The sequence below is a fragment of the Halohasta sp. A2 genome (assembly GCF_056175805.1).
Window position 1 is genome coordinate 1 of sequence record NZ_JAQFWV010000298.1, and the last position, 255, is coordinate 255.

General features: G+C 53.7%; 1 protein-coding gene. It reads right to left on the reverse strand.

What is annotated here, in order from left to right; genetic code table 11:
- Positions 1-255: transposase (locus O2S87_RS19210; protein ID WP_475410262.1), on the reverse strand; the 255-nt coding region annotated here is incomplete at both ends.

Sequence of the window (255 nt, forward strand, 5' to 3'; positions counted from 1 at the left end):
TTGATTCGATCTTCGACACGGTAGTCGATATTGAGTGGATCGCTGGTGTTTCGTGGATTGTATGGGACGATCGGCACGACTCCTGCTTCCAGCAGGAAGTCGTGCCAATCAAGGATATCGTATGCACCGTCTCCAAGCAACCAGATTGGATGCTTGACGGCAAGCGCGTCACGTGTGACGCGCATTGCCGTCTCTTTTGAGGCTTGTTTCGCCTGCGTGAACTCCGCTGCGATTGGTATCTTTGGCCCTGCCGAA